This is a genomic window from Nonomuraea sp. NPDC005983 (assembly GCF_040614375.1).
Classification (GTDB): Bacteria; Actinomycetota; Actinomycetes; order Streptosporangiales; family Streptosporangiaceae; genus Nonomuraea.
The window spans coordinates 40,154-64,822 of record NZ_JBEXUP010000039.1 but is presented as its reverse complement, the minus strand read 5'-3'; the positions used below and the strand labels follow the sequence as shown (position 1 = coordinate 64,822).

The window sequence follows — 24,669 nt, the reverse complement described above, 5'->3', positions numbered from 1 at the left end:
CAGGCCGAACCTGTCTCCTCGGCCCCGCTCACCAACAACTCGTCCAGCCCTGTCACGGCTTGGGCCGAGGACGAGCCGCTGGCCGTCCTCCGCTCACGTGCCGGGCAACCTCGCCGCGCCGATGCACTTCGGCCCCGGGGTCGCGAGCGAGCCGCCGCGGCAGCAGCTGGGCACGACCGCGGAGCGGATCTGGCGCGAAGGGCGCGACCAGGCGCGGACGTTGCAGCGGTCGGACCGGGTGACCAAGGCCGCGCGGGCGCGCCACCGCCGGACGATCAGCGCGGCGACGGTCTTCGCGATCATCATGGCGGGGGCCGTGGTGGCCTGGATCAAGCTCGGCAACGCGCCAGAACTGGCGATCACGTCGATCGACGTGGCCGCGCCGAAAAAGACCCAGGGCTGCGACAGCGCCGTCGTCATCACCGGCACGATCGTGACAAATGGCGCGGCAGGCGAAATTTCCTATGAATGGCGAAAGAGCCTGGATAAGGAGGTGGTGAAACAGACGCTGCGCACGACCTCCGGCCAGACGTCCTACATCGTCCCGCTGAGGTGGCAGCTCAACGGCGAATCCACCGTCAGGGCGACGGCCACGCTGCGCGTGCTGTCTCCCGGGCCACTCAGGACCGAGAAGGCCAGCTTCACGTACAAGTGTTGATCACGCTCCAGCAATGCATATCAAAGCGGTTCTTACTAATCTGACGAGCATGACCACGCAGACCCCCGCGGGCTGGTACCCCGACCCGTACGGTTCGCCCCAACTCCGTTGGTGGGACGGCAACCAGTGGACCGACGCCACTCACCCGCTGGAGCAGGGAGCGCCGCAGCAGCAACCGCCCTCCGGGCCCCAGCCGGCCACAGGGCCCCAGTCCCCCTCGGGGCCCCAGTCGCCGTCCGGGCCGCAGCCGCCTTCCGGGCCGCAGGCCCCCGACTGGTCGGCGAGCCCGGCGAACCCCACGCTCCAGTACGGCCAGCCGACGTTCGGCCAGCCGACGTTCGGCCAGCCCGCGTACGGTCAGGCGCCCACCGCCCAGAGCGAGCCGTCGTATGGTCAGCCCACTTACGGCCAGGGCGGGGCGCAGTGGGGCGGCCCGGGCTACGGGGCGCCGCCGCAGAAGCAGAGCAACCCGCTGCCCTGGGTCTTCGGCGGCCTGGCCGCGCTGGTGGTGGTCGCGCTCATCGTCGTGGGCGGCATCTTCTTCCTGAACAGCGGCCGCGACTCGGCCACCGCCGCGCGTCCCACCGAGACCGAGGAGCCGCAGGACCCGGGCACGGCCATCCCGCAGCCGACGCCCACCGGCGAGCTGCCGCAGCCGCAGAACGGCCGCATCGCCGACCCGCAGACAGGCATCTCCTACCAGCCGCCCGAAGGCTGGACCGTGCCGAACAACAGCCGGCTCAACGGCGCCGACCCCGCCCAGCAGCTCTGGACGAGCGCCGTGGAGAAGATCGCCCAGGAGAAGTACGACGGCGAGGGCAACTGGATCGGCAACGTCTACACGGGTCTGCTGAACCAGCTCTACCCGTACGGCGGCAAGCAGGGGCTGGGCACCACGGCCAAGGTCGTCTTCGCGGACTTCAACTCCCGCTTCTACCAGCTCGAGCACAGCAACAAGCTCATCCAGGACAAGGCCATCAAGATCGGTGACCATGACGCCTGGGTGCTCCAGTTCCAGCTCGACTTCTCCCAGGTGACCAAGGCCAAGGGCTACGAGTGGAACAAGGAGAACGGCGCGATCGTGCTCATGGACCGCGGCGAGGGCCAGAGTCCCGCGATCCTCTACGTCTCGGTCCCCGACAACCTGGGCACCGGCGTGGTCGAGCAGGTTCTCGGCTCGCTCAAGCCCGCGTAACCGGTGGCACTAGGCTGGAGGGGTAACAAGCGGGCGGATTGCTCCGAGCCGCTGGGCGAGGAGATCGAATGAGTGACTTGCTGGTCTGGATCGACTGTGAGATGACGGGGCTCGACCTGAGCCGCGACGCCCTCATCGAGGTGGCGTGCGTCATCACCGACAGCGAGCTCAACCAGATCGACGAGGGCGTGGACGTGGTCATCAAGCCGCCGCCCGAGTCCCTTGAGCAGATGTCGCAGGTGGTCCACGAGATGCACACGGCCTCGGGGCTGCTGCCCGAACTGCCGGGCGGCGTGACGCTTGCGGAGGCCGAGTCGCTCGTCCTGGAGTACATCCGCCGGCACATTCCCGAGCCGAAGAAGGCGCCGCTCTGCGGCAACTCCATCGGCACCGACCGCACGTTCATCTCGCGCGACATGCCCGCCGTCGACGCCTTCCTGCACTACCGGATGATCGACGTCTCGTCGATCAAGGAGCTGGTGCGCCGCTGGTACCCTCGGGTCTACTTCGCGGCCCCCGAGAAGCAGGGCGGGCACCGCGCGCTGGCCGACATCACCGAGAGCATCCGCGAGTTGCGGTACTACCGCGCGGCGGTGTTCGTGGCGCAGCCCGGGCCCGACTCGTCCACGGCCAGGACGCTGGCGGAGCGGGTCACCGGGTAATCGGGTGGCGTAAAGACTCCCGAACACCGCTACACTTTTCCTGTGCCGCCATCCAGCGGCACCTTGGTGGGTGTAGCTCAGTTGGCAGAGCGCCAGGTTGTGGTCCTGGATGTCGAGGGTTCAAGTCCCTTCACTCACCCCACGCGAACGGCCGGCCCCACGGGGCCGGCCGTCTTGTTTCTCCGACATTGTCCCCAAAACATGACAATGCGAGTTATGCTCACTGTCTACCGCTAACGCCGGAAGCACGGGGGCCATCGGCGATCTGACCGTCTGCGCGCCCCCGGAGGCCGGATGAGAGTCGACGACGCAGCGTTCGACAGTGTGCTCACGTCTCTGAGCAAACGCGAGGCCGAGGTGATGGACCTGATCGCCACCGGCCAGTCCAACGGACAGATCGCGCAGCGACTGTTCCTGAGCGAGAAGACCGTCAAGAACCACGTCAACCGCATCTACGCCAAGCTCGGGGTCGACTCCCGAGTCACCGCCATCGGCCTCTGGCTCTCCCGCGACACCACCTGACCCGCCCGGGGCTCCCGCACCACCACCCCGGGGCTCCCACACCGTCCCCGGAGCCCCACACCACCGCCCCCGGGTAGCCGTCGGGCCCGGCGTCGGTCGCCACGGCTACGGCGGCGGGCGCTCGTGCCCGCCGTGGAGGTGCGGAGACGCCCGAGCAAGAAAGGTCCCGCGCCGACACACCGGGCAAGTGCCCCCCTTTCCAACCGGCACCGGGTGGCCTGCGACATCGGGCTCATGCGACAGGGCGTGTTGCACCGTGAACACCCGCCGCACGCGCTAGCGTCTCTGATCAACATCGCCGAACACGGCAACCCGCCGCATCCGGCCCGGTTGCGAAGGGAACTCCCGCACACCACACGCCGCGTCCGGCCGCGTGCGAGGAGTCGCGCGGCACGCCACGCCGCCGCCTCCGGCCCGCGTGCGAGGAGTCGCGCGCCGTGTCCGGCCGGTGCGAGCGGAGGTCGCGCAGCGCGCGCCGCGCCGTGTCGCCTGCGGGGGAACGACCCGCGCCATCGCCTCTCCCCACGCCGCAGAGCCGGGGCTGATCGTCAACATACGGAGAACCATCAGTGATCATTCGGTAAGAATGGTGCGCCGAAAGGAGTACCTATCGGCTGGGCGCATATAACGGTTGCGTAGTGAACATGTCGCTGGCATTCCGGGCGAAATGTTCTATGACCCGAGCAACCGTCACGGGGAGTCCGAAATGGCAGAAAAAAACAGGATACCTATTCTCGTCGCGGTGGTCGTCGGAGGCGGAATCGCGTTCGGCACCGCCGGAGTGGCGGCAGCCACGACCAGCCACGCGGCACCCATGATCGCGGAGCCCAATCCCTACCCGCCGACGCCCAACATCCAGGAGCAGGAGACCAACGCCAACACGGAGCCTCGCGTCACCAACACCCAGGACCAGACGATCGACGTCGACGTCACCGTCAGGGGCCGCCCAGGCGGTCCGAACGGCGTCGTCGGTCCCGGGGGGCCCGGGGGGCCCGGGGGGCCCTGCGGCGCCAACTGCGGGCCCGGCGGCGGTCCTGGCGGCGGTTCTCAGCTGCCGTTCACCGGTGCTCCCGTGAGCACCCTGGTGGCGGCCGGCGCGGGCCTGCTCCTCGTCGGAACCGCCAGCACGCTGATCGCCGTCCGGCGTCGCCGATCCACAAGTGCGCAGTAGCGATCTGCGAGTGCGCGGCAAGAAGCGCCGCCGGCTCACCTTCGGCCTGCTGGGGCCCGCCGCGGGCCTCGCGCTCGTCGGCGGCTGGTCGGCGCACCTCGGCCTGAACGTCCGGGACGAGTTGCAGGCGACCAGGGACGCGCTGGTACGGCTGCGCGCGAGCGCCCCCGGGCAGATGGCCGGGGCGCTCGCGGAGGCGCAGCGGCACGCCGCCGAGGCGCGCCGCCTCACCAGCGGCCCGGACTGGTCGTTGATCACGTACTCCCCCTTGGTGGGAGACGGTGCGACGACCGTCCGCGGCCTCGCGGAGACCGCCGCGGAGCTGACCGAGGTCCTGACCGGGGTACAGCGGACCGGTGAGCAGCTGATCACGGCCAGCGGGCTCTCCATGGACGACATGGGGAACCTGCTGGCCGTTCTCAAGTCGGCGGCGCCGACCCTGGACGACGCCGTCGGCCGGATCGGCACCGCGCGCTCGCGCCTGGCCGCCACCCCGGCCGACACCGGCCTGGACGTGCTGGACCAGGCGCGCGGCACGGCCCTCGCGGAGGTGGACCAGCTGCACGGCTGGCTCGGCGCCGCGGCCGACGCCGCCGCCCTGCTCCCCCCGATGCTGGGCCACGACGGCCCGCGCCGCTACTTCCTGGCGTTCCAGACCAACGCCGAGGCGCGGGGCACAGGGGGCCTGGTCGGCGCCTACGGCATCCTGAAGGCCACGGGCGGCAGGCTCGGCATCGACCGGCTCTCCGCCAAGAACGGCCTCACCTCGGGCTCCTCTCCCGTCGCCGATCACGGCCGGGCGTTCCTGTCACGCTACGGACCGAGCGCCCTCACTCTCCTCGCCAACTCCAACCTTTCCCCGCATTTCCCCTATGCCGCGACCACCTGGGCCGGGCTGTGGAAGGAACAGACCCGCCAGCAGTTGGACGGCGCCATCGCGACCGATCCCGTCGGCCTCTCCCACCTGCTGCGGTTGATCGGCCCGGTGACCCTCCCCGGCGGCGAACCGGTGACCGCCGACAACGTCGTCGGCCTCACCGAGCGGCAGGCCTACGCCCGTTACGCGGACCCGGTCGCGCGCAAGAGGTTCCTCATCACGATCGCCGCCGCCGTCAGCGAGGCGCTGCTCCGCTCCCACCCGGACCCCATGAGCCTGCTGTCCACCCTGTCGCAGATGGTGGACGAGCGAAGGATCCAGATCTGGAGCCGCAGGGACGCCGAAGAGCGCCGCCTGGCCGACACCCCGCTCGGCGGTGCGCTGCCGAGGGACCCGGGGCCGTTCGCCGGGCTGGTGATCAACAATTCCGCCGGCACCAAGCTCGACTACTACCTGGACCGCTCGCTCGCATACGAGCTGGGCCCCTGCCGCAGCGACGGGCAGCGCGTCACGAAGGTGCGCGTCCGGCTGAAGGACGACGTGCCGCGCAGGAAGCTGCCCTCGTACGTCACCACCCGGCTCGACTCCCCCGACGAGCGCCACGCCTCCGGCACCAACCTGCTGTGGGTGTCGCTCTACGCCGGGACCGGCGCCAAGTACGGCGGCCTGCGGATCGACGGCGAGCCCGCGGGGATCATGCGAGAGGTCGAACGCTCCCATCCCGTCTACTCCACCATGCTGGAGCTTGCTCCCAGGCAGTCGAAGACGCTGGAGTTCGTGCTGCTGGAACCGGCCTCGGCCGCGCCGCCGCTGGTTCCCGTGCAGCCGCTGGCACGTCCGCAGCAGACTCGGATCATCCGGGACGATCGGGGCTGCCCCGCGCCGGACGCGGCCACCCGCTGACGGAAAGGGTAAAGAGCGGCGTGCCGCGGGCGGCCGTCCGATCTTGGCGTCCTACCGTCGCGGTCATGGAAGGCACATGCGACGCGCGAGCGGGTTTCCGCATCCTGTTCGTGTGCACGGGCAACATCTGCCGCTCTCCGCTGGCGGAGCGGCTGACACGCTCGGCCCTCGGCCCGCCGTTCGAGGTGGGCAGCGCGGGCACGCACGCCGAGCACGGCAGGGAGATGGCCCAGCGCGCGCGGCGCGTGCTGGTGCGCCTCGGCGGCGACCCCAGCGGCTTCGTCTCCCGTCCGCTGACCGGGGCGCTGGTGGCCGCGGCCGACCTGATCCTGACGGCAACGTCGGCGCACCGCGCCGACGTGGTGACGCTGCGCCTGTCCGCCTCGGCCCACACCTTCACCATCGCCGAGTTCGGCGCGCTGTCCCAGGAGGTGGACGCCGGGGCGGTCACCGGACATCGCGACGCCGCGGCGCGGGCCCGCGCGCTCGTCGCCGAGGCGCACGCGCTGCGCGGGCTGGTCCGGGTGGACGAGCCCGACATCCCCGATCCGATCGGCGGTTCCCCGTGGGCCTACCGGGTGGCGGGACGGAAGATCGCGGCGTCGCTCGCCGTCCCGCTCCGGCTGCTCACACCACTTCCGGCGTCTTGACCTCCGCCTGGCCCTCGGGCCCTCTCGCGTACCCGTACCCGTATCCGTCGTACCGGTTGGACCTGGTCGGCATGAAGTTCAGGACCGTGCCCACGATCCGGGCGTTGATCGACGACAGCAGTTCCGTGGCGCGCAGGATGTGCTCCTGCCGGGTCTTGCCGTACTTCGCGACGACCATCACGCCATCGCAGATCGCCGCGAGCGTCGCGGCGTCGGTGACGGGCAGGAGGGGCGGCGCGTCGATGATCACGATGTCGTAGCTGTCCGTCAGCTGTTCGAGCACCTGGCGCATGCCCTGCGAACCGAGCAGCTCGCTGGGATTCGGCGGGATCTGGCCGCTCGGCAGCACGAACAGGCGGGGCTCGCCCCAGGCCTGCACCACGGTGTTCAGCCGGGCCTTGCCGATCAGCACGTCCGTCAGGCCGACCGCGCCCTCGATGCCGAAGTAGTCCGGGATGCGCGGACGGCGAAGGTCCCCGTCGACCAGGACCACCCGCCAGCCCGCGTGCGCAAGGGTGATGGCGAGGTTGGAGGAGGTCGAGGACTTGCCCTCGTTGGGCAGGCAGCTGGTGATCACGAGCGATTTGGGCCGCCGGTCGACGCCGATGAACTGCAGGTTCGTACGCAGCGAGCGGAACGCCTCCGACCTGGACGATCGCCCGCTGCGCCGGACGATCAGGGGGTGGCGTCGCGCGTCCCTCTCGTAGCCGATGATGCCGAGGGTCGAGCTCTTCGCTGCCTGCTGCAACGCGTCGGAGGACTTGATGGTCGTGTCCAGGCGATCGCGGAGCACCAGCGTGCCCACGCCGACCAGCAGCGCGATCAGCACGCCGAGCGCCAGGTCGACCATCGGCCTGGGGCTGATCGGCACCTGGGGGACGTCCGCGTGGTCCACCACTGTGATCTTGATGGTGGGACGGCTGCGAGGAGTGGGCCGCTCGATCTCGTCGATCAGTGCCGCGAACTTGGCCCCTAGGGCGTTGGCCAGCTGCGCGGCACGGGCGGGGTTCCCGTCGGTGACGGCCGCGCGGAGCAGGACGGTGCCGGGCACGGCTTCCGCTGTGATGTTCGCCTGCAGGCGCGGGACGTCGGCGGCCGGGGTGACCTGGCTGACCACCCTGCGGCTGGACAGCAGGGTGGCGTAGGACTGCACTCGCTGCGCCGACAGTATCCCCGCCTGATACGCCGTGGAGAGACTGCCCTCCTTGTCGTGGGCGGAGACCAGCATGGAGATCGACGCGACGTACTTCGGCGGCGTGTTCGCGGTGACCGTGAGCGCACTGGCCACTCCTAGGACCAGCGAGAGGAGGATGAGCAACCAGTTCCTGCGCGCGAGCCGCACGTAGTAGAGCAGATCCACTGGATCAACGCCGCCTTTCACGGATTCTGGGAGGAGCCTTGAGACGTTCGGCCGGTACGTAGACGCTCACACCCTGCAACAAGCTGATGAGGACGACCGCCGTGCCACCCGCGACCAGCGTCGTGACCAGAGGCGCTATCCAGTGCAGGGCCGTGAACAGGCAGAGGCCGCCGGTGATCGCCGCGCTCAGGCCGAGCGTCGCGGCGACCGCCCGGGTGCGAAGGCCCATCCGGCGCAGCCGGTGCGACACGTGGTCGGTGCCACCCGCCAACGGCGAGCGGCCGACCCGCATGCGCGAGAGGAACACGACGCCGGTGTCGACGGTCGCGACGAAGGTCGGCAGGAGCAACCCGGCGATCGTGGTGTCCGCGCCCTGCCCCGCCACCAGGAAAACGGCGGAGCACGAGAGCACGAAGCCGATGAACAGCGATCCGGAGTCGCCCATGAAGATCCTCGCGGGCGCCCAGTTGTGCGGCAGGAACCCCAACCCGGCGCAGGCCAGCGTGGTCAGGAGCAGTCCCAGCGACGGCTGCCCGGCCACGAACGCGGTCGCGGCGAGGAAGGCGGCGGTGACCGTGGCGACCGATCCCAGCGCGCCGTCCATGTTGTCCAGCAGGTTGAAGGAGTTGGCCAGCACGACGATCCACAGCACGGTGACCGGTCCGTCCAACCATCCGCCCATCAGGGTGACGTGGACGCCGGAGAGGACGACCCCGCTCGCCGCCACGCTCTCCACGATCAGCCTCGTCACCGCGGGCAGCGGCCTGATGTCGTCGATCAGGCCGACCAGGGCCACCGCCGTGGCGGCCAGCAGGACCACGGTGATCCGGTGGTCGGCGAGGCCGATCGCGACGACCGCGGGCACGAGCGTGCCCAGAGTGATCGCGAGGCCGCCGAGGTACGGCGTAGGGCGGGCATGGGCCTTCTTCTCGCTGGGGCGATCGGTCAGGTCCCAGTGCAGCGCCAGCCGCCTCAGCGGCACGATGGCGGTACAGCTGATCACCATGGCGGCTCCCCCTGCGGCGAGGGCGGTCGTCCCGTTCACCGGGTGGACGCCGCGAGATCCTCGCGGACCTTCCTGACGACCTCGGTGAGGATCTCATCGAGATTGTGTCGTGGAACCCAGCCGGTGAGTTCGCGAAGCTTGGTGGTGTCGGGCACCCTGCGGGTCATGTCCTCGAAGCCCCGCTGGTAGGCCTCGTGGTACGGGACGAGGTCGATCCCGGAGGTGGACCCGGTGTGGTCGATGACCAGCTTGGCCAACTCCAGGATGCTGACCTCGTCGGCGGAGCCGACGTTGAAGGTCTGCCCGATCGCCGCTTCGTCGTCCAGCAGCCTGAGCAGCGCGTCGACGACGTCCGCGACGTGCGCGAAGCAGCGGGTCTGGGTGCCGTCGCCGTAGACCGTGAGCGGCTCCCCGCTGACCGCCTGCTGCACGAGGCGCGGGATGACCATGCCGTAGGACGGGCTCTGCCGTGGCCCCACGGTGTTGAACAGCCTGACGACGATCGTCGGCAGGCCCCGCTCGCGGTGGTAGGCGTTGGCGAGGATCTCGTCCACGGCCTTGGCCGTGCTGTAGGCCCATCTCACGACGGACGGGCTGCCGAGGATGCGGTCGGCGTCCTCTCGCAGCGGACCCGAGGAGTTCTTGCCGTAGATCTCGCTCGTGCTGGTGATCAGGATCTTCTTCCGGTACCGGTGCGCGGCCTCGATGACGATCTCCGAGCCGCGGATGTTCGTCGTCAGGCACCGCAGCGGCTGCTCGACGATCAGCTTGACACCGACGGCTGCCGCGAGATGGACGACCACGTCGCATTGGTGCACCAGCTCGTCCACCATGAGCTCGTCCAGGACGGACCCCTGCACGAAGCGGAGTCTCGGATGCGGCCGGAGGTTGTCCAGCCGCCCGGTCGACAGATTGTCCAGGACCACGACGGAGTCACCGCGAGCGAGCAGCGCGTCGCTCAGATGCGACCCGACGAATCCGCTGCCGCCCGTTATCAGGTAGGTCCTCTTTGCTGCTGTGCTCACAGACTTCCCCTAGTCACGAACGTTGAGAGGTGTCATTGCCGGGGGGAAGCGGCAGGTCAGACGCGCCCGCCGGGGCTGGAGACCGCTGCCTTCTCGAACCAGTCCACCGTCATGCGGAGCCCTTCCTCGAGCGACATCGGGCACACCGCGGGGAACAGCTCGTACAACAGTTGGGAGGAGGCCTGCGACTCCTTGATGTCGCCGATCCGGGGTGGCAGGAAGGTCGCCTCGATCGGCTGGCCGAGAACGTCCGCGAGGACGTCCTTCAGGTGCAGGAGGGTCACGCGGGTCCCGAACGCGAGATTGACCGGCTTCGGGTGCGTGACCTGGCGGACGGCCGCCTCGACGAGGACGTTCGCCACCGACCCCACGTAGGTGAAGTCCCGCGCCTGGCTCCCGTCGCCGTGGACGGGCACCGGAAGGCCGCGCAGCGCCGCGGACACGAACGCCGGGATGACGGCCGCGTAGGCGTGGTCGGCAGCCTGCATCGGCCCGTACACGTTGAAGAAACGGAAGGCCAGGACGGGCAGCCCATAGCTCGACGCGTACGCCAGGGCGTAGGCCTCGGTCGCCAGCTTGCTCGCGCCGTACGGGCTCAGCGGCCTGGTCGGCAGGTCCTCATGTTTGTACGGCTCCTGGGAGTCGCCGTAGACCGACGACGACGACGCGAGGATCACGTACGGCTTGGTCTTACGGCACGCCTCCAGGAGGTGAAGGGTGCCCGTGGTGTTGACGGTGTGCGAGGCCAGGGGGTCCTTCAGCGATCTGGGCACCGAAGGGCGAGCGGCGAGGTGGACCACCACCGTGGCGTCGGCGGCGAGTTCCGCCATGACGTCCCGATCCAGGATGCTGCCCTCGACGAAGTCCACCCCGACGCCGTCGAGGTTGACGAGATCTCCACTACTCAGGTCGTCGAGAACGGTGACGCTCTCGACCTCGGGGCGAGCGGCGAGCGTACGGCACAGATTCGCGCCGATGAACCCCGCACCGCCAGTTACCAGGACCCTCATCTGCCCGTTCCTCCCGTTGCTCCTGCGGTGACACTTCGATCCCGCCGCTCGCCGCCCAGCAGTCGATACAGGGCTTCGGTATCCGCGACGAGGCGTTCCACGGCGAACGCGGTGCTTGTCCACTTGCGGGCGGCCTCCCCCATCCGGCGGGCGAGCGCGGGGTCGGAGAGCAGCCGCACGGTGTGCTCCGCCAGCTCGTCGGCGTCAGCCGCGGCGAGCAGGCCGGTCTCCCCATGCCTGACGATCTCCGCGACGCTGCCCACCCGGGTGGAGACGGCCGGTGTACCGGCCATCCCGGCCTCGATGAGCGTGAGCGGCATGCCCTCGTTGTCGGAGGTCAGGAGGACCATGTCGGCGGCGGCGTAGACCGTCTCGACGTCCTTTCTCCAGCCGAGCAGGTGAAAGGCCGGCCGGACGGGATCGATGCTCCGCTCGACCTGCTCGAGGAGATCACCGCCGCCGCAGACGACAAAGCGGCAGTCAGGTATGCGCCGGAGCACGGCGCTCGCCGCCGCGACGAACCGGTCAGGGCGCTTCACCTTGGTCAAGCGGCCCACGAACGCCACAACGGGCACATCGGGTGGCAGCCCCAGAGCCAGGCGCGCGGCCCCGCGATCGGGGACCGGCCCCAGCTGTACTCCGGGGGCGATCACCACGTACTGTTCGGGGCGGCCGATCCCGGCGGCCAGCAACTCATCGCGAACCCGGGATCCGACGGACACCAGCCGGTCGGACATGGAAGCGAGGAATCGTTCCGAGCCGACGTAGAGCGAGCGCTTGGACCGCGAGAAATACCCGTTGAGAAGGTGTCCGTGGAACACGTGGACCCGGGCCGATCCGACGCCGGACAGGCGGGAGGCCACCCGCCCCAGAGCACCGGCCTTGGCCGTCCGCGTGTGGACGACATGCGGCCGGAACTCGCGCATGGCCGCCATCAGCTGGATGAGCGCCCGGCAGTCGTCGGTGGGCCTGACCGACCGGCCCAGACCCGGAACCCGGCGGACCCGGAGCCCCGAAGCTTTCAGGTCAAGGTGGTCACCTTCACCGGCGTCGACATGCCCCGTGTAGAGCCGATGGTCGAACGCGTCCGGGTTCAACCGCTCTGACAGCCCCGTTATCTGAGTGGCGGGACCACCGACGTTGAGCCGCGCGACGATTTCCATGACACGAATCCGGTTGTCCGACTTCATCCGGACTCCTGGGTGATGGCCTGGTTCACGTCGGAGACGCTAGCCGCGGATTCGGTGCGTTTCGCCGACGCCGTCGCCGTGGTGGCGAAATGTTTCCCCGCTTTCTACCTGAGCATGATCAAGCCATCCTGAACAGCCGGCCGGAAGTCTGCGCCGACCTGGGCACTGCTGCTCGATGCGCGACATACGGCGGCGGAAAGAATCGGCAACGACAGGCAATCATCGACCCATACGCGGCATACGGAGTCAGGTTACCCGCGACCACGGAGTTAGCATCGTCGGCCGGAGTCGATCTACCGGTTGTGCGCAACCGACCGCTGCTCTCTGGGGCACCGTATTAAGGCCGACAGAAGGTGGTCTTTCGTGGAGTACTTCATCATTGCCATCGCCGCGATGACGCTCATCTTCCTTGTCCGCGTGAACCTGCCCGCGGAAGTGGCGCGTCGGGCGCTGCCGATTCTGCTGTTCGCGTTCGTGCTCCGACTGGTGCTCCATGTCATGGTGATGCGATCCGGCGTCATAGAGTACGGCGGCGACAACCTGACGTACGAGGGAATAGCCCGGGAAATCGTCAGGCTCTGGGAACGTGAGGGATTCAAGTTCGTCACGTCCGAGGACATCAGCGACATCTCTTCGGTGACTTTTCCGTGTCAGGTCTTCGCGATCGTCATCTACCTGTGCGGCGGCCCGGCCTCCCTCGCCTGTACAGCTGTCGTGGCGCTGCTCGCCTGCGCGCTGTGCATTGTGATCTTCAGATTCGCCCGGTTCGTCGGCGCCGACGATCGCGCGGCACTCATCCTGCTCGCCGTGACGGCGTTCATGCCCGCGTTCCTGTTGCACACCTCCGACACCTACAAGGACGGCTTCAACGCGTTCCTCGTGGTGGCCAGCATCGGCCTGGGAGTTTCGATCGCCCGGCGCTTCGACCTGCGCAGGCTGCTCATGCTCCTACCGATGCTCTGGGCGCTGTGGTACGTGCGCCCGTACATGGTCGCCATGTGCGTCGTACCGCTGCTTCTCTGCCTGATAGGCGTGAAGGGCGGGTTCTCGCTGCGGCGGTTCGCCTTCGCGGCGATACTGATGTGCGCCGTGTTCGCTTCCGGAGGCCTTTCCGGGCTGGCCCCGACGGCGGCGATCCAGAAGCAGTTCGAAAACGGCCACTCGCAGGCCACCATACGTGCCAACGCGAGCGGCGGATCCGGGGTCGTATTCGAGGACGGCGGCGATCCGTGGAGCGACCTCGACAGCAAGTTGGTCTATACGTTGCTGTCGCCGTTCCCGTGGACCGAAGGCAGTCTGGCGTTGCAACTGGGCAAGGTGGACGCCTTCATCTGGTACTTCCTGCTCTACAGTGCGGCACGTGGCGCCCGCCGGCTGTGGCTGAATGACCGCAGGATCCTTGTGATCCTGCTGCTGTTCATCGTCCCGGCCACGATCGCCTATGCGACCACCATGGCCAACATTGGCCTGATCTTTCGCCAACGCATGCCGATCATCATGATCACCAGCCTGCTCTCGGCAGTAGCCTGGACCAGGAATCCTCGGGACAAAGGGCACTCAACGACCGTGCTCGCGGGCAGTCAATCCACCGGCCAGATCGCCGAACAGTCGATTCGATCGCATGCCGAGACGGGCCGTGTATAAGGAGGCCCGACTGCGGAGTTCGTTCTCTGAGATCGGAGTTATGCGATGACGCTCCACCGAGTGGAGGCAGCCCACCGCCCTGCGCAGGCGGAGGAGGCGATGAGCGACGCCCGCTCCCGCAACGTCCCCGCTGCAGAAGGGTGAGGCGCGCCCATGCTGGTCACCGTTCTCACACCCACGTTCAACCGCGGGAAGTACCTTCCAGAACTCCATGAGAGCCTGCTGCACCAGGACATCGATCTGGAATGGGTCGTCATCGACGACGGCTCCGTCGACGACACCCGAGACGTGGTGGCCGAACTGGCCCGAACCAGTCCGCTCTCGGTCCGCTATCACTGGCAGCCGAATTCCGGAAAACACCAGGCGTTGAATCACGGAGCCTCCGTGACCACAGGCGAACTGATCGCCCAGATCGACTCGGACGACCTGGTGGTTCCTGGAAGCTTGGGACGCCTCCTAGCCCATTGGCATGACATCGGCGACAAGCAAGCGTACGCCGGAGTCGCTGGACTCTGCATCGACGAAGGTGACCGCGTCGTCGGCAAGAGATTTCCCTCCTCCCCGCTCGACGCGAGCTGGCCTGAAATGGTCTATCGCTATCGGTCGACCGGCGACAAGCCGAGGATGTACCGCACCGACATCATGCGGGCACACCCTTTTCCGCAACGGACGGGGTACGTCGCCGAAAGTTTGATCTGGCGGGCCATTGGCCGACGCTATCTGGTACGCCATGTCAACGAGGAGGTCGTCGTCTGTCGAGTGATCGCCCAGGATCGCCTGACACGGCGCGCCTTCGCACGCGTCGCTTCCGGGGCCGCCGAGCAGCATCGCATCACCCTTGAAGAGGACATCGCGTGGCTGCGCTTCAGACCGACCGAGTTCGCCAGGGCCGCCGTGCACCTCTCCAGGGCCTGCTTTCATCTGAGGGAGTCGGCGTGGCGTCGCGCCCGCGGGTTCCGCGAGACCGCCGCCAGAACCGTGGCCGTCGGCGCGATACCGCTCGGCTGGCTGCTCTACCGAATGGACCTGGGTAACGGGAGGTCGTCCCCTGAAGTCTGAAGCTTACTGACAACGGACCCCATGCCGAAGCCTGCGAGCATTTCGAGGAAGGCCCGGCCCAGATCCTGGCTGAGACGCGTAGAGGCAGCAGCCAGCGTCCCGGACATTCTGGCGCCTGATCGCCGACGCGTGAGTCGTCACCCGACCCGCTGCCCAGGTCGACGGCGCCGCCGGGCGATCACGCGGCAGGACGCCAGCAGTGTCAGCACCGGGCGGACGTCGTCGAGGCGTGGCAGCAGGCCCCGCAAGGGGATGCACGCCGACCGCGCGAACCAGGACACCTCCACGCAGGCCATGAGGGTGTACGTGGCGGTAGACGCGAGAGCCGCGCCCAGCGGTCCCCATCGGGGAATCAGCGCCACGTTGACCAGAACGTTCAGCGCGAGCGTGCCGACGGCGATCAGGGTCATGGCGACCGGCCGGCCGAGTCGCACGAGATACTGCTCGACGGGCCTGATCAGGGAGAGCGCGACCGTCCCCGGGGCCAGCGCCAGCAGCGGGGGGACGCTGCCCGCGAAGGACTGGCCGTAGACCATCGGGATCAGCATCGGCGACACTGCCGCCAGAATCCCGAGGAAGACCGACGAGAGGATCAGGTTGAGCCGAAGGGTCCGGAGGGTGATCTCCTCGGCGTGCCGCGCGTCGCTACCGGCCTGCCCTGGAAGCACGACCCGGGTGGTGGCCTCCGCCGGAATGCCGGCGAGGGAGAGCACCGTGACGGCGACCGTGTAGATCCCGACTCCGGCGGCGGAGTCCAGAGCGTTGAGCAGCAGGGTGTCGACGGTCATCAAGAGATAGAAGGCCACCAGCCCGACGTGGTAGCGCCCCCCGAGGGCGAGCTGGCGGCAGGCGAGCGGGACGTCAACCAGCCGGGGATGGGGGCGGAGCGCCCGGATGAGGAGAACGAACGGGGTGACGGTCGAGATCGTCCAGAACACGATGACGGTGGTCACCGTGATGCCGCCGACGGCCGAGAGAACGAGGAGAGGCAGGCACTGGGTCAAAGCGGCGGCGATGGTCGCGCGGTTGACGATGTCCGTGCGGGACTCCAGCCACGCGATGCCTTTGAGGTTCGTGGCCACCACCCCGAAGGGAACGGCGATCATCGCGACCCCGAGCAGCGGGGACGTCGTCGGCATCGCGCCCACGCTCATCAGCACCAGCGCGACCAGGGTGGTGATCGTCCCCAGAGTCAGGCCGAGCATCAGACCGTTCGCGGTGAGAGCGCGGTGCCGTGCCCTGTTCGTCCACAGATAGATCTGTGACTTGTCGATGGACGCGTGCCCCAGGATGATGGCGGTGAGCGTCGTGGTCGCGATGACGGAGTAGGTCCCCCGCCCCTCGGGCTGGAGGACGCGCGCGATCAGAACACCTGTCACCGTTCCCAGCAGCACCTGGACCGTCTGGCTGCCGATGGTGTGAACCACCTTGCCGAGGGACGAACTCAGGTCTGACGTACGGGGCATCGAACCTCGCCTCGGCTGCCGTCGATCGGGAGACCGGAGGCCAGACCGCGCGGCCAGGCGGCTGACGGAACGGCGCCCCCCTGCTCGCTCCGGCTATCCCGCACGTCGGGTCTCCAGAAGTCGGTGATACAGGTGGACGTGCTCATCGACCATCACGTCCAGGTTGAGGTTCTTGCCGGCCCAAGCACGCGCCGCCGCACCCAGCGACGCCGCGAGATCCGGATCATCAACAAGACGGGCGATCCCCTCAGCCAACGCCACGGGATCAGCAGCGGGAACCAGAACACCACGACCTTCGAGAAGCTCCGGCGTACCCCCCACCGACGTCGCCACAACAGGCCGGCCCGCCGCCATCGCCTCCATGACCGCGTTACTCAAACCCTCCGAAAGCGAAGGAAGAACCACCACATCAGCACAAGCCAGAAAGCCCGCCGTCTCGGCGTGAGCACCCACAAAACGAACGTCCACCCCCAGAGCACTCGCCTGAGCCTCCAGACGACCACGCTCAGCACCCTCACCCACCAGCACCACCGTGCACGGACGCCCCCGCCGCAACAGCATCCCGGCAGCATCGACCAGGAACTGAAGCCCCTTCACACTGCGCAGATTCGCCACGCACACCACCACGGGCCAGGAGGTGTCGACACACTCAGGCTCGGCCTCATGAAACGCCGACGCCGGCAGGCCGTTGTAGATCACACTCACCTTCCGCGCCGGCACACCCTCAACCACCCGAGCTTCCTCCGCCACCGCCACCGCGTTCGCCACCACATGATCGGTGACACGCGTCACGACTCGCTCCAGCGCCAGCACCCACCCGCGCCCCTGCTCGAAGTCCCGCAGGCCGCGGCGGCCGGCCACCAGCACCAGCGGGAACCGCGCCAACCGCGCGGCCACCGCGCCGATCATGTGCCCCTCGTGCAAGAAGGCGTGGAGCACATCCGGTCTAAGGTCGCGCAGCAAGCCGACCAGGCGGACGAAGGCCGTCAGGTTCCGTTTCAGCATCGAAGGTCCGGACGGCTCACGGCCGAAGCCGAGAAGATGGACCTCCACTCCCGCCTCGCGCAAGGTCTGTTCGTAGGGGCCGCCTCTCGACAGCACGAGGACGTGGACCTCGACGCCTCTCAGGCGCAGTTCCCGCGCCAGCAGACACAGCTGCTTCTCGGTGCCTCCCACTTCGAGCTGCCCGATGAGAAGCGCGACGCATCGCAGACCGGCGTTCTCTCCTCGTTGCATGGCGAGCCTCTCGTTGGTCGCGCTGGATGCGGGCGATCGCGCCTGCGTCACGCGTGGCATCCGGCCCCACTGACGACGGTGTCGTCGGGCGCCGCATGCGCTCGGTTCCAGAGCTCGAACTGGAGCAGCGCCCACAGCCGGACACTGTGGTCGACACCGTCCATGTGCCGCCGGAGCAGCTCCTGGACCGCCGACGGACGGAACAGCCCCCTACCGCGGGCGGTGTCGTCGGTGAGCGCGTCGAAGACCAGTTCCCGCAGCTCACCGCGGAGCCACGCCGCGAGCGGCACACCGAACCCCTGCTTCGGATAGTGCAGCAACTGAGGAGGCAGCCAGGGGGCCACCGCTCGCTTGAGCAGCATCTTGGTCTGGCCGTTGCGGACGTGCAGCGCGCTGGGAAGGGTCGCCGCCCACTCCATGATGTGGTGGTCCAGGAAGGGCGAACGGGCCTCCAGCGAGTTCGCCATCGTCGTGATGTCAACCTTGACCAGCAGATCACCCGGAAGGTAGGTGAAGGTGTCGACGTCCAGAACCCGGCCGAGATCGGTCTTCGCCGACGAGCCGTGGAAGATGTCCTCGAGCAGGCGGTAGCTGTCGACGCCTGCCAGGGCCTCTTGGAGTGAGTCGCTGTAGATCTCAGATCTCTGTTCCGGCGTGAAGTACGACATCAGGCGGGCATAGCGCTGTGACGGGTGCGCGGCGACGAACGTCATCAGCCGGCCCAGTCGCCGCGAGAGCGAACGGGAAGCGCTTCGCTGGCTCATGAGGGTGCCGGTGCGGCCGAGTAGTCCCGCCAACGGGCGAGGCACGACGGGAATCCTGCGAGCCTGGTTCATCAGCGCGTAGCGCTGGTAGCCGCCGAAGCACTCATCCCCGCCGTCCCCGTTGAGTGCGACGGTGACGTGCTGCCGGCTCAGCTGAGCCACGTAGAAACTGGGGATCGCCGAGGAGTCGGCGAACGGCTCGTCGAAGTGCCACGCGAGGCGCGGCAGGATGTCGAGCAGGTTCGACGTCACGACCAGTTCGTGGTGGTCCGTGGCGTACCGGTCGGCGACCATCCGAGCTTTGTGGCGTTCGTCGTACCGGCTGTCCTCGAAGCCGATGCAGAACGTCTTGACCGGGTTGCTGCTCTGCATGGCCATGGCGGCCACCACCGCGGACGAGTCGACCCCGCCTGACAGGAACGCGCCGATGGGACGCTCGCTCACCATGCGGACCCGGGTCGCGTCCAGGAGCAGCTCGCGCAGGCGCTGCTCCTCCTCCCGCGGGTCGACCACCGACCGCTGCGTGCGGTCGAGTTCCCAGTAGCGCTCGACCGTGACCGTGCCGCCTTCCCAGACGAGCACGTGACCAGGAGGGAGCTTGTGCACGTCCTGGTAGATCGACCACGGCGCGGGAACGTACTGGTAGGTCAGGTAGTGATCCAGGGCGACGGGGTCGATCTCGCGGCGCATCCCCGGGTCGCGGGTGAGGGACTTCAGTTCGGACCCGAACCAGATCGACGAGTGATCGGATCGCCAGTAGAGCGGCTTCTTGCCCACCCGGTCCCGAGCCAGAACCAGACGCCGGCGATCGCGGTCCCAGATGGCGAAGGCGAACATCCCCCTGAGGTGGTGGACGAGGTCCTCGCCGAACTCCTCGTACAGATGCACGAGGCACTCGGAGTCTCCCGCGGTGCGCAGGCGGTGCCCCTTGGCGATCAGCATCTCCCGGAGCTCACCGAAGTTGTAGATCTCGCCGTTGAAGACGGCCACGATCCGTTTGTCTTCGTTGTAGACGGGTTGGTCGCCGGTCGCCACATCGATGATCGCCAGTCGGCGCATGCCGAGCGCCACGCCTTCGTCGCTGTGGAAACCCGCGCCGTCGGGCCCTCGGTGGACGATCACCTCGCACATACGGCGGACGAGTTCGGGGTCCGGGTTCGACGTCGAAGCCATTCCAGCTATCCCGCACATCGGGTCTCCAGAAGTCGGTGATACAGGTGGACGTGCTCATCGACCATCACGTCCAGGTCGAGGTTCTTGCCGGCCCAAGCACGCGCCGCCGCACCCAGCGACGCCGCGAGATCCGGATCATCAACAAGACGGGCGATCCCCTCAGCCAACGCCACGGGATCAGCAGCGGGAACCAGAACACCACGACCTTCGAGAAGCTCCGGCGTACCCCCCACCGACGTCGCCACAACAGGCCGGCCCGCCGCCATCGCCTCCATGACCGCGTTACTCAAACCCTCCGAAAGCGAAGGAAGAACCACCACATCAGCACAAGCCAAAAAGCCCGCCGTCTCGGTGCGAGCACCCACAAAACGAACGTCCACCCCCAGAGCACTCGCCTGAGCCTCCAGACGACCACGCTCAGCACCCTCGCCCACCAGCACCACCGTGCACGGACGCCCCCGCTGCGACAGCATCCCGGCAGCATCGAGCAGAAACCGATGCCCCTTCACGTCCAGGAGGTTGGCCACGCACACCACCACGGGCCAGGGGGTGTCGACACGCTCGGGCTCGGCTCCTTGAAACGCCGACGCCGGCAGGCCGTTGTAGATCACACTCACCTTGCGCGCCGGCACACCCTCAACCACCCGGGCGTCCTCCGCCACCGCCACAGCGTTCGCCACCACATGATCGGTGACACGCGTCACGACTCGCTCCAGCGCCAGCACCCACCCGCGCCGCCGCTTGAAGCAGCTCAGACTCCGCCTGCCCGCCACGATGACCGGGACCCGTGCCAACCGGGCCACGGGCGGCCCCACGACATAGCTGAAGTAGAGAAAGGCGTGCAGCACCTGAGGCTTCAGGTCTCGTAGCAGCCGCAGCAGGGAAACGAAGGCGCGCAGGTTGCGAGCCGGAGCCGACGGTCCCGACAGGATGCGGACGAAGCCGAGTTCGTGAACCTCCACTCCGGCCCGTCGCAGACTCTCCACCTGCCTCCCGCCTTCCCGAAGGACGAGCACCGTCGTGTCGATCCCCCTCGCCCGCAGTTCCCGGGCCAGCAGGCAGAGCTGCATCTCGGTGCCGCCCATGAGCGCCAACTGCGGGATGAGGAGCGCGACGCGCCGAAGGCTGGACCTATCGCTGGTCGCCACGCCGAGATCCCTTCCGAAGACTGCTCTTGTCGGTTCTTTGGCAGGTGCGCCATCTGCGAGGGGCCGAGACGATCCAGCCGGCGAGGTGAGCACCGCGGGCTATCTCATGCCGCGGATCACGTACAGCCCCCGGTGGCGTTCGATGGAGACCTCGCGCAGGGCCAGTTCACCCGCCCATCGGCTCAGGCGTCGCCGAGTCTGCGGCTTCTCGTACCGCGGCGACAGCCAGTCGAAGGTGTCCAGCACGGACCACCTCAGGGCGGTCTCTGTGTCTGTCAGGCCCAGATGGCGATGGTTGGCTACCGGAACCAGGCGTGCCAGACACGGCCCCACCAGCGGGACCGCGCTGAGCTTGAGTGACAGCGGCAGCAGCACCGGCACGGCCTTCTCGACGAAGGCGTAGAGCTTGGCGGGAGGCACACGTTTGGTGATCGGACGCAGCAGCTGCCGAGGATGCGGATAGGCGATGGGCGCCGCGTACACGTCGATGCAGAACCGGCCGCCCGGCCGCAGGTAGCGGAGCAGCGTCTTGAAGGTACGTTCCACGTCCGGGGTGTGCTGGATCACCCCGCAGCAGAACAGGAAGTCGAAGGAGTCCGCCGGAAACGGCAGCTCGTAGATGCTGGCCTGGACCAGCCGCAGATTGGGAAAGTGACCGTTCGAAGCCGCGTTGGCGTGGACCGCGCTCGAGATGTCGACCGATGTCACCTCGGCACCGGACTCGCAGAGCACCTCGGTGAAACGGCCGGCGCCACTACCGCATTCGAGCACCTTCTTTCCGCGCAGCTCGGCGAAGGTCCAGCCGCTCTGGTTCATCAGGCGATTACGCGAGATCGGCCTACCGGAATGCGAATCGAGCTGCGTCAGCCGATGCTGGTTCCATTGGTATCCGAAGCCTTCGGCGTAGTTGTCGCGGGGCACGAACCGCGGAACTCCCCGGTCGATCTGATATGTGGCCGGACATTCATCGCAGCGAAGCTCGGTTCCGACGCGGAGCGGACCGCAACAGCGCGGGCAGCGCAGCGCGGACCACCAGGCGATCTTTGTGTCGGCACCACCATCTACGCGTTCAGACATTCGATTCCCAACCGGTGCGACAGCAAGGACGGCCACACCGGCCGGCCCCTGATTTCCCAAGACACGTTACAGAACGTGACCACGCGGACACGAACAGGCGAGAGGGCGTGTCCCTAAAGAGCAGATCACAGGGCGGACACCGGGCCGCCGACGGCGTCTTGGCAGGGTGCCGCCACACCGGCTCCCGACCGGCATGAGCGCAGGCGCTACGACTCCCCCAGTCACCACGCGGGTGCGTGCCCGCCGGGCGGTCGACTTCGCCGCATGCCAATCGGCTGGCGTGTATGGAGGCCCAACATGGACATCGAAAAACGCGGGCGTCCGAACCCGGTCAGGAAGCGCATCCCACTGACACTGGCGCGCATGGCCGAGTCTCCGCACCTGCAAAGTTTCTCGTCAGGGTCTCTTGAACTTACCGGCGAGGCAGGCAGGCTCCCTTATAACAGCGGACGGTCCGCATGGTGGCGTAAATTCAGCCGGATCTATTCGGCGAGCTGGCTGCCGGTGGCCGTGGTGGCCGTGGTGGCGGTGTCCGTGCTGGCCTTCTTCGGGGTTTCCGCGCGGGACCTGATCTGTTTCGCCGCCTATCTGGCACTCGGGCTCGCGCTGCCGGGCCTGCTGCTGGTACGCGCCCTGTATCGCGGGAGGCGGACGCTGGCGGAGGAGCTCGCGCTCGGACTGACGCTCGGCTACGCGATCGAGGTGCTCGCCTACATCGCCGCCCGCGCTGCCGGACTGCCGGTGCTCGTCCTTGCCTGGCCCCTCACGACCTACGCGGTCTTCACCGCGGTCCCCCGCCTTCGCCGGCACTGGAGGGGTGGCCCCCGCCTCACGACGCCGATCTGGTGGTCGTGGTCCGTCGCCCTGGTCGTCGTGTACCTGGTCGTCTGGAGCGCCGCCACGTTCTTCAGAGCGCACGCCCTGACGTGGCCGGCACTCGCGGCGGCCAATCTCGACATGCCGTTCCACCTGGCCATGCTCGGCGAGCTGCGCCACCACATGCCGCCCACGGCCTCATGGGTCGCCGGCGAACCACTGTTCTACCACTGGTTCGTCTTCGCTCACTTCGCGGCGTCGAGCTGGGTCACGGGTGTGGAACCGCTCGTGCTCCTGTTCCGGCTGACGATGCTGCCGATGATGGTCGCGTTCGTCCTGCTGATCGGGATGCTCGGACGGCGCATGGCGCGCTCATGGCCGGCCGGGCTGCTCGCCGTCGTGGCCGCCATCTTCATGGAGTCGCCCAACCTGTACCTGGGCACGAACGTCGGGGTGTTCACCTGGCGGCCTCCGCAGTCGTGGCTGAGCCCGACACAGACCTTCGGAGCGCTCCTCTTCGTGCCCGTCGTCCTCATCCTGGTCGATCTTCTCGATCGGAAGCGGACCGCTCGCGGTCCTTGGCTGCTGCTGGCCGTCTTCCTGGTGGCGGTGATGGGGGCGAAGGCCACCTATCTGCCGTTGCTCTGCGCCGGGCTGCTGGCGACCGCCGTGATCGAGACGGTGCGGTATCGCCGGATGCCGTGGCCCACGTGCACGGCGTTGGCGATCACCGTGACGTGCCTGCTCTACGGGCAGGTCGTGCTCTACGGCCAGGACCGCCTGGGGATGATCGTCGACCCGCTCTTCCACACGCGCAAGGTGTGGGGAGAGCTCACCGGTCTGGGCCTCCGAGCCGATGGGCCGCTCGCCTCGATCCTCGGTGTCACCCTGCTCTACCTGCTGAGCTGGGCCATCGAGTGGTGCGGGGTCCTGGGCCTGCTGAGCCGGCCGAGCCTGCTCACGCGACCGGCCGTGGTCCTGATGCTCAGCATCGGCGCCGCGGGGTTCGGGGCCACGCTCCTGCTCGGGCACGACAACAACAACGAACAGTACTTCTCCATCGCGTCCTATCCCTATGTCGGGATAGTCGCGGTCTACGGGCTCCTCGTCATCGCGCGGCAGGCGAAGGCGTCGGCGTGCGCGACTGCGTGCGTGGCCGGCGGAGCGATCGCGGCGACCTGCCTGACCCGCATCGTGTCCGGCGTCCAGGTTCCATTGAGCACGAGCCGCGACGAGATCCTTCTCTACCGGCCCTATCTCGTCCTGGCGGTTCTCGCGCTGCTCGCGATCGGCGTGCTTCTCATCGTCCACAGACGGCGCCTGGTGGTCGCCGGGGCTCTCACGATTTCGATGATCACGGCCGTCGGGCTGCCTGCCGCCTGGGCCAGTCGCGCCGTGTTCGCGGCGCTCCACACCCGGGCGGGCGACGTAGACGAGACAGCGGAGACCGCCGCGGCGCCGGTGATCCCTCGAGACCTGTTGGCCGTCGGACGGTGGTTGCGTGCCCACTCGGATCCGAACGACCTGGTCGCCACGAACACGCACTGCCGCTGGGGGTCCGAGACACCCTGCGACAGTCGGCAGTTCTGGGTGACGGCTCTGACCGAGCGACGCGTGCTGGTCGAGGGCTGGTCGTTCACTGCGACGAACTACCGGAGCTGGCACAAGGGCCTCGCCGCACACTGTCTGCCGTTCTGGGACCCTCAGCGGCTCCAGGCCAACGACGCGGCCTTCGAGTCCCCGAGCACGGACTCGATCCAGCTGCTGCGATCGCGTTACGGGGTGCGCTGGCTGTTCGTCTACGAGCGGAACTTCGACCGCGGCTCCGCGATCGGCGACTACGCGGATCTGCGGTTCCGCTCTGGCGACTACGCCGTTTACCGGATTCCGGGGAGCGCGCCCTGACGTCGTGACTTCGACGCCCGTCACGTGGCTGACCGGACTGGGGTGGGCCGGCCCGCGACTACCGGATACTTCTCCCACGGGCCACCCGCCCCTGCCGCGCACCGGCAGGGGCGTTGTGCGATGGCTTACAACGAAACGCCCCCGCACGCTGT

The 24,669-nt window shown here is 68.2% G+C and carries 20 protein-coding genes and 1 tRNA gene; 11 read left to right on the top strand and 10 right to left on the bottom strand.

Annotation, left to right across the window (positions count from 1 at the left end; genetic code table 11):
* Window positions 1-97 precede the first annotated feature (97 nt).
* The 8 genes from ABZ297_RS19225 (at window position 98) to ABZ297_RS19190 (ending at window position 6,638) form a co-directional block, all read left to right on the top strand.
* Window positions 98-658: a hypothetical protein gene (locus ABZ297_RS19225; RefSeq protein ID WP_355347499.1), complete on the top strand. Its 561-nt coding sequence runs from the start codon at window positions 98-100 to the stop codon at window positions 656-658.
* A gap of 49 nt (window positions 659-707) precedes the next feature.
* A complete protein-coding gene (locus tag ABZ297_RS19220; RefSeq protein WP_355347496.1) occupies window positions 708-1,853 on the top strand; it encodes a DUF2510 domain-containing protein in 1,146 nt (381 codons plus the stop codon).
* 68 nt (window positions 1,854-1,921) lie between these two features.
* Window positions 1,922-2,515: an oligoribonuclease gene (gene orn / locus ABZ297_RS19215; protein WP_355347493.1), complete on the top strand. Its 594-nt coding sequence runs from the start codon at window positions 1,922-1,924 to the stop codon at window positions 2,513-2,515.
* 66 nt (window positions 2,516-2,581) lie between these two features.
* Window positions 2,582-2,657, top strand: a tRNA-His gene (locus tag ABZ297_RS19210).
* A gap of 152 nt (window positions 2,658-2,809) precedes the next feature.
* Entirely contained in the window at window positions 2,810-3,037 is a 228-nt protein-coding gene (locus ABZ297_RS19205) for a helix-turn-helix transcriptional regulator (protein ID WP_350808721.1), read from the top strand.
* Window positions 3,038-3,779: 742 nt separating this feature from the next.
* A complete protein-coding gene (locus ABZ297_RS19200; protein ID WP_355347488.1) occupies window positions 3,780-4,208 on the top strand; it encodes a hypothetical protein in 429 nt (142 codons plus the stop codon).
* The gene (locus tag ABZ297_RS19195) at window positions 4,198-5,988 is read left to right on the top strand and encodes a DUF4012 domain-containing protein (RefSeq protein ID WP_355347485.1); all 1,791 of its coding nucleotides are present in this window, start codon (window positions 4,198-4,200) and stop codon (window positions 5,986-5,988) included. Before ABZ297_RS19200 ends, ABZ297_RS19195 begins: the two co-directional genes overlap by 11 nt.
* A 65-nt stretch (window positions 5,989-6,053) precedes the next feature.
* The gene (locus tag ABZ297_RS19190) at window positions 6,054-6,638 is read left to right on the top strand and encodes a hypothetical protein (RefSeq protein ID WP_355347482.1); all 585 of its coding nucleotides are present in this window, start codon (window positions 6,054-6,056) and stop codon (window positions 6,636-6,638) included.
* Here the strand turns inward: ABZ297_RS19190 and ABZ297_RS19185 are convergent.
* From ABZ297_RS19185 to ABZ297_RS19165, 5 genes are read right to left on the bottom strand one after another with little or no spacing between them, the layout of a single operon-like run.
* Window positions 6,616-7,998, bottom strand: a complete 1,383-nt coding sequence (locus ABZ297_RS19185; RefSeq protein ID WP_355347479.1) for a polysaccharide biosynthesis tyrosine autokinase — start codon at window positions 7,996-7,998, stop codon at window positions 6,616-6,618. The two genes, ABZ297_RS19190 and ABZ297_RS19185, sit on opposite strands and share 23 nt — an antisense overlap.
* Before the next feature lie 4 nt (window positions 7,999-8,002).
* Window positions 8,003-9,004, bottom strand: a complete 1,002-nt coding sequence (locus ABZ297_RS19180; protein ID WP_355347476.1) for an MraY family glycosyltransferase — start codon at window positions 9,002-9,004, stop codon at window positions 8,003-8,005.
* A gap of 35 nt (window positions 9,005-9,039) precedes the next feature.
* Complete coding sequence (locus ABZ297_RS19175) at window positions 9,040-10,029, bottom strand: GDP-mannose 4,6-dehydratase (protein ID WP_355347473.1); 990 nt, start codon at window positions 10,027-10,029, stop codon at window positions 9,040-9,042.
* Between the two features lie 56 nt (window positions 10,030-10,085).
* Window positions 10,086-11,039 carry an NAD-dependent epimerase/dehydratase family protein gene (locus ABZ297_RS19170; protein ID WP_355347470.1) on the bottom strand — a complete coding sequence of 318 codons (954 nt, stop codon included), beginning with the start codon at window positions 11,037-11,039 and terminating at the stop codon, window positions 10,086-10,088.
* Entirely contained in the window at window positions 11,036-12,229 is a 1,194-nt protein-coding gene (locus ABZ297_RS19165; RefSeq protein WP_355347467.1) for a glycosyltransferase, read from the bottom strand. Before ABZ297_RS19165 ends, ABZ297_RS19170 begins: the two co-directional genes overlap by 4 nt.
* A gap of 363 nt (window positions 12,230-12,592) precedes the next feature.
* Between ABZ297_RS19165 and ABZ297_RS19160 the strand changes: the two genes are divergently transcribed.
* Together ABZ297_RS19160 and ABZ297_RS19155 are read left to right on the top strand one after the other, a co-directional pair.
* Entirely contained in the window at window positions 12,593-13,873 is a 1,281-nt protein-coding gene (locus ABZ297_RS19160) for a hypothetical protein (RefSeq protein ID WP_355347464.1), read from the top strand.
* Window positions 13,874-14,026: 153 nt separating this feature from the next.
* The gene (locus ABZ297_RS19155; protein WP_355347461.1) at window positions 14,027-14,932 is read left to right on the top strand and encodes a glycosyltransferase family 2 protein; all 906 of its coding nucleotides are present in this window, start codon (window positions 14,027-14,029) and stop codon (window positions 14,930-14,932) included.
* 137 nt (window positions 14,933-15,069) lie between these two features.
* Here ABZ297_RS19155 and ABZ297_RS19150 read toward each other — a convergent pair whose 3' ends face one another.
* The 5 genes from ABZ297_RS19150 to ABZ297_RS19130 all read right to left on the bottom strand — a co-directional run bounded on the left by ABZ297_RS19150 (window position 15,070) and on the right by ABZ297_RS19130 (window position 21,640).
* Window positions 15,070-16,398: a polysaccharide biosynthesis C-terminal domain-containing protein gene (locus ABZ297_RS19150; protein WP_355347458.1), complete on the bottom strand. Its 1,329-nt coding sequence runs from the start codon at window positions 16,396-16,398 to the stop codon at window positions 15,070-15,072.
* Window positions 16,399-16,491: 93 nt separating this feature from the next.
* Window positions 16,492-17,685, bottom strand: a complete 1,194-nt coding sequence (locus ABZ297_RS19145; RefSeq protein ID WP_355347455.1) for a glycosyltransferase — start codon at window positions 17,683-17,685, stop codon at window positions 16,492-16,494.
* A complete protein-coding gene (gene asnB, locus ABZ297_RS19140; RefSeq protein ID WP_355347452.1) occupies window positions 17,682-19,571 on the bottom strand; it encodes an asparagine synthase (glutamine-hydrolyzing) in 1,890 nt (629 codons plus the stop codon). Before asnB ends, ABZ297_RS19145 begins: the two co-directional genes overlap by 4 nt.
* A 5-nt stretch (window positions 19,572-19,576) precedes the next feature.
* Window positions 19,577-20,719 (bottom strand): glycosyltransferase, encoded by a 1,143-nt coding sequence (locus ABZ297_RS19135; RefSeq protein ID WP_355347449.1) that lies wholly within the window; start codon window positions 20,717-20,719, stop codon window positions 19,577-19,579.
* Between the two features lie 99 nt (window positions 20,720-20,818).
* A complete protein-coding gene (locus tag ABZ297_RS19130) occupies window positions 20,819-21,640 on the bottom strand; it encodes a class I SAM-dependent methyltransferase (RefSeq protein WP_355347446.1) in 822 nt (273 codons plus the stop codon).
* Between the two features lie 660 nt (window positions 21,641-22,300).
* Between ABZ297_RS19130 and ABZ297_RS19125 the strand changes: the two genes are divergently transcribed.
* Window positions 22,301-24,517 (top strand): hypothetical protein, encoded by a 2,217-nt coding sequence (locus ABZ297_RS19125; protein ID WP_355347443.1) that lies wholly within the window; start codon window positions 22,301-22,303, stop codon window positions 24,515-24,517.
* The last annotated feature ends 152 nt before the right edge of the window (window positions 24,518-24,669 follow it).

What these genes read in the sequence shown, in the direction of transcription:
- ABZ297_RS19205 (WP_350808721.1), top strand. Translation starts at nt 2,810, where the DNA reads ATGAGAGTCGACGACGCAGCGTTCGACAGTGTGCTCACGTCTCTGAGC.
- ABZ297_RS19180 (WP_355347476.1), bottom strand. Translation starts at nt 9,004, where the DNA reads ATGGTGATCAGCTGTACCGCCATCGTGCCGCTGAGGCGGCTGGCGCTG.
- asnB (WP_355347452.1), bottom strand. Translation starts at nt 19,571, where the DNA reads ATGGCTTCGACGTCGAACCCGGACCCCGAACTCGTCCGCCGTATGTGC.
- ABZ297_RS19155 (WP_355347461.1), top strand. Translation starts at nt 14,027, where the DNA reads ATGCTGGTCACCGTTCTCACACCCACGTTCAACCGCGGGAAGTACCTT.
- ABZ297_RS19190 (WP_355347482.1), top strand. Translation starts at nt 6,054, where the DNA reads ATGGAAGGCACATGCGACGCGCGAGCGGGTTTCCGCATCCTGTTCGTG.
- orn (WP_355347493.1), top strand. Translation starts at nt 1,922, where the DNA reads ATGAGTGACTTGCTGGTCTGGATCGACTGTGAGATGACGGGGCTCGAC.
- ABZ297_RS19170 (WP_355347470.1), bottom strand. Translation starts at nt 11,039, where the DNA reads ATGAGGGTCCTGGTAACTGGCGGTGCGGGGTTCATCGGCGCGAATCTG.
- ABZ297_RS19165 (WP_355347467.1), bottom strand. Translation starts at nt 12,229, where the DNA reads ATGAAGTCGGACAACCGGATTCGTGTCATGGAAATCGTCGCGCGGCTC.
- ABZ297_RS19220 (WP_355347496.1), top strand. Translation starts at nt 708, where the DNA reads ATGACCACGCAGACCCCCGCGGGCTGGTACCCCGACCCGTACGGTTCG.
- ABZ297_RS19150 (WP_355347458.1), bottom strand. Translation starts at nt 16,398, where the DNA reads ATGCCCCGTACGTCAGACCTGAGTTCGTCCCTCGGCAAGGTGGTTCAC.